At 40.0% G+C, this 4,243-nt stretch carries 7 protein-coding genes; 6 read left to right on the top strand and 1 reads right to left on the bottom strand.

All coding sequences use genetic code 11. The annotated features are described in order from the left end of the window. Positions 1-508 (bottom strand): ParB/RepB/Spo0J family partition protein (locus tag AC2JBO_RS43625; protein ID WP_496959857.1); only part of this gene is annotated, 508 nt, incomplete at its 3' end. Between the two features lie 329 nt (positions 509-837). On the opposite strand from AC2JBO_RS43625, the gene AC2JBO_RS43620 reads away from it, so the two are divergent. From AC2JBO_RS43620 to AC2JBO_RS43595, 6 genes are all read left to right on the top strand, one after another. After that, complete coding sequence (locus AC2JBO_RS43620; protein WP_496959856.1) at positions 838-1,053, top strand: hypothetical protein; 216 nt, start codon at positions 838-840, stop codon at positions 1,051-1,053. Then, entirely contained in the window at positions 1,046-1,474 is a 429-nt protein-coding gene (locus tag AC2JBO_RS43615) for an aspartyl protease family protein (RefSeq protein ID WP_496959855.1), read from the top strand. The genes AC2JBO_RS43620 and AC2JBO_RS43615 overlap by 8 nt, the downstream gene beginning before the upstream one ends. Before the next feature lie 158 nt (positions 1,475-1,632). Further along, positions 1,633-1,749: a DUF6508 domain-containing protein gene (locus AC2JBO_RS43610; protein WP_496959854.1), complete on the top strand. Its 117-nt coding sequence runs from the start codon at positions 1,633-1,635 to the stop codon at positions 1,747-1,749. 168 nt (positions 1,750-1,917) lie between these two features. Beyond that, a complete protein-coding gene (locus AC2JBO_RS43605; protein WP_496959853.1) occupies positions 1,918-2,673 on the top strand; it encodes a ParA family protein in 756 nt (251 codons plus the stop codon). Between the two features lie 37 nt (positions 2,674-2,710). Next, positions 2,711-3,655, top strand: coding sequence for a ParB/RepB/Spo0J family partition protein (locus AC2JBO_RS43600; RefSeq protein WP_496959852.1), 945 nt, complete (start codon positions 2,711-2,713; stop codon positions 3,653-3,655). Between the two features lie 53 nt (positions 3,656-3,708). After that, positions 3,709-4,101, top strand: coding sequence for a hypothetical protein (locus AC2JBO_RS43595; RefSeq protein ID WP_496959851.1), 393 nt, complete (start codon positions 3,709-3,711; stop codon positions 4,099-4,101). The last annotated feature ends 142 nt before the right edge of the window (positions 4,102-4,243 follow it).

The following is a 4,243-nucleotide window of genomic DNA, read 5'->3' as shown; positions in this document are numbered from 1 at the left end:
ATTCTCGATTGGTGTTGAGTTTTAAGGCTAGTAGGTCTAAGGTTCCTTCTGTTTCTTCGAGTAGGTTTAAGTCTTCGCGCTGTAAGTTTTCGGTGAGGGTAAATTCTAATGCTTCGGAGTCGGTCATTTCTCGGATTATTGCGGGGACTTCTGTTAATCCTGCTTCCTTTGCCGCGCGGTAACGTCTCTCTCCTGCTACTAGTTCATAGTTATCCCCTACTGGGCGCAGTACGATGTTTTGCAGTACTCCGTTTTTATTTACTGAGTTAACTAGAGACTGCATTGCTTCTGGTTTAAAGTAGCGTCGAGGTTGAGGTGATTGCGGTAGGACTATTTTATCTAACGGCGCCACCATTATTGGTGCAGTGCTAGATGTTGTTACTTCGGTTTTAGCTGCTGTGGTTGATTTGGATGGCGCTTTCTTTTTAGATGCTGGCGCCTTTACTGTGGGTTTTGCTGTTCTTGCTGTTCCTGGTTTGGGTGTACCACCAATTTTAGCTGCACTCATGATTGTGTCTCCGGGTCTGGTTAGGGATGTGTTGTTAAGAAATATTTATACCTGCTAAAGTCTTAACATACTTTGAATTGAATCATACCCGCTCCTTGAATATAATTCCCTTGCTAATAGTTCAAGTCCATTTTAATGGACTGGTAAAGGCAGTAATATTTAACACGCAGTTCTCTTGGGGTAACGAAAACCCCTGAATTTAAGATATTATTGGCGCCTCCTTGAGTCACGGAGCGCGCGGGCGAGCGTTGGATTAAATTCTTCGATTTAATGATACTTGCCAGTATTATAATTACAATGGTATTGAAGTAGCATCCGTTATTTTTAATATGGTAGATTCAGAACTACTCAACACTCTGCAAGGACTCAACCGTGCCGATAAGCTTTATATAGTGCAAGTTTTAGTTTCAGAGTTAGCCCAACAAGAAGCTGATCTAATTAAACCTGGACAATCTTATCCTGTTTGGTCTCCTTATGATGCTTTTGAAGCAGCAAGTACTATGTTAGAAGTTCTGCACGCGACTCAAAATCAAAACAATGACTAATACTGAACGGTTTCCCTTTACTAGTTTTGATACAAAATTGGGTGAGGCTGGATTTCGCGCCTATATGCCAGTTCAGCTTAGTTTTCAGCAATCAACCGTAACAAGTTCTGCATTATTAGATACTGGCGCCACAGTTAATGTACTGCCTTATCCATTGGGTGTAGAGCTTGGCTATATTTGGGAACGTCAGACAGCAACTTTAAATTTGACAGGCAACCTTGCCCAGTATGAGGCTCGCGTTATAGTTGTTCAAGTGGTAATTGGTAAGTTTGAACCTGTACAACTTGTATTTGCTTGGACATCTGCTGTGCAGGTTCCTCTAATTTTAGGGCAAGTCAACTTTTTTATGGAATTTGACGTTTGCTTTTATCGGTCGCAATTATATTTTGCTGTAAGTCCTAAAAAGAAAGCATCTCAATAATATTACTTCATGGCAAACTGACGCTTCGGAGTTCTCGTTAATATGGCGCCATTCGATTTTAACCTAAACAACAACTATCAAATTAACTGGAGTTTGTTAATTGTGCTGGTGATGAATGTTGGTGTGATTATAATTATCGTCCTGTGGAAGTAACTAAAATGTTAGAGAATCCTGATTTTATTAATCTGGCAAGTATAGAAAATATCAAGACGGTTCTTACTTATTTTGTGCGTGGTGAGCGTTTTTGTGATGGACCGAAAAGGCGCCTCTTTTAAATCTGGGGATATTGTAGCTGTATTAAAACGCTTGCAAATACTGAGGGAGTCTGTGGTTGATTAACAATGGGAAACGTTTCCCAGTGTGGTAAAAATTATTTTTAAATCGGCGCCATTTGTTCTAAACTAGGGCTATTCGGAGTGCCCAAAACTTAAAATATATTGACTGTGACTAAAGTTATCGCCGTCTTTAATCAAGCAGGGGGTGTCATGAAAACGACCCTGACCCATAATTTGGGCTACCACCTGCATCTAAAAAAACGTAAGACGCTTCTCGTTGATATGGATCCGCAAGGTAGTCTCACTACTTTTATGGGGCTGGAACCGTATGAGCTTGATAAGATTATTGGTAATTCTATTTTAGATGACTCGGCGCCGCCCTTCATTCATCAAAATTTGCACGGTGTGGATTTGGCGCCTGCTAATATTACTCTTAGTGCTGTGGAGCTGCAACTTGCCAGCGTGATGGCTCGCGAGGCACGGTTAAAGCTAGCACTCGCAGGCATTCTTGATAGTTACGACTATATATTAATCGACTGCCCGCCTTCTTTGGGTGTTCTGTCAATATTAAGTTTGACAGCTGCTAATTATGTTCTTATCCCTATTCAAACTCACTTTAAGGCTTTTAAGGGTACTGAGTTGCTATTGAATACTATCAAGGAAATTAAGAAACATGTTAACCCACAGTTAGCTATTGCTGGTTTTGTTCCGACGCTGTTTAGCAATGCTAGCCAAGATAAGGTTATTTTAGAAGCTCTTGAAAAACAACTGGCGCCTATAGCACGCATTTATTCTCCTATCCCGCGCGCTACTGCTTTTGCTGATGCGGCGATGAATCGTCAACCGCTTGCGGTATACTCAGCGAAACATCCTTCGCTTGCTGTGTTGAAGGAAATTGCAATTGGTATGGAAAAATTAGGATAACTAAAAAATAGAGATAATTTAAGCGGAGGAACGCACGATGAGAAAAAAAATACCACCAGTCCCTCAAATGCGTGGGGTACAAGATTTACTATCTATTCATAATGATGATGTACAGCCGCATAACGAGGTGGCTATTGATAAAATTAAGGTGAACTCTAAGCAACCGAGACGCTGGTTTGACCCATTAAAAATGGCACAACTTGTTGAGTCGGTGCGCGAGTATGGCATTTTGGAACCACTATTAGTTAGACCCCTTGAGAATGGTGAGTATGAACTTATTGCAGGGGAACGGCGCCTGCGCGCGGCAAAGGAAGTTAAGCTAACTGAAGTACCAATTGTTAGTAAAGAGCTTTCGGATAAACAAGCGTTATCTGTATCTATATTAGAAAACTTACAACGGGAAGATTTAAATCCTGTTGAGGAAGTTGAGGCTGTTTTAGAATTACTGGCTATATATTTAGATGTATCAACCGATGAAGTTAAATCAATTCTAAACGTTGCTGCAAACGCTAAAAAAAGAAATATCGAGTTGACGGAACACGTTTCACGTCAGTTAGAACAAATTGAGTATACTCTTACTAGCATCGGGAAATTTAATGCTGAAAGCTTCCGTACAAGTCGCTTACCGCTGTTAAACTTACCCCAAGATGTATTATTAGCGTTGCGTCAGGGGAAATTAGAATATACTAAAGCGCGGATAATCTCACGGGTTAAGGATGACTCTACGCGCGCCCAAGTGCTTGAGAAAGCTATTGATGAGGATTTATCGCTTACCCAAATTAAGGAATTAATCTTACAACTTGATAATCAAAAGTCTTCAAGTGAGAAAGAGGTGGCGCCTGATAAAGTTGTAATTCAAATGTATACAGATATTGGTAAGCGTATTAAGGGTACTAAAATATTATCTGATGCAAGAAAGCGTAAAAAGTTAGAAAAATTACTAAGTGATATCAAAAACCTGCTTGATACCGTAGAAACATGAATCATATATTACAAACAATATGAGAGTTCTCAAAATTCCGCGATAAACCGTACTTGTCCTCCATTATTACGCGCCGTATCGTTTTTTATATTTCGGAATTATCACCAGAGATAGAAGCGCAAATTCGCAACCTACTTAGCGATTTAGAAGCATGTTTTAAAACAAAACCGCGACCTGAAGAAGACAACGCATCAGTTGGGGCGGTACAAATTTACGACTATAACCAAGCTTGCTTAAATCGACATTATTCGCGTCGCAGTCAAAAAAATAACAGCTGTCATTTTAACGGGTGTTTGGGACATTTTGACCATCCTTATATATGGGAGTCGGGCGCAAGCGGCTCTGTCCCTATCATAAATAAATCATCGAGTTGGTACAAACTGCAATGGCGCCGCTGTGCATACTTTAGGAAACTCCAACTAAAGTATGAGGCGCCTTGTCCATAAAAAGTATTGCTACAATTCAAGCTTTATTATGATGTGTAAGCTCAAGGTAAATTCTTATTATAAAAACATGAAAGCGAAGAGCGAGTGCTGCAAGCTTTCAAATCTAACAATATATTTAATGGAGATAAGATAATGAATAACG

It is taken from the genome of Calothrix sp. CBUCES-K 9914, from assembly GCF_059640475.1.
This window is presented reverse-complemented; position numbering and strand designations above follow the sequence as displayed.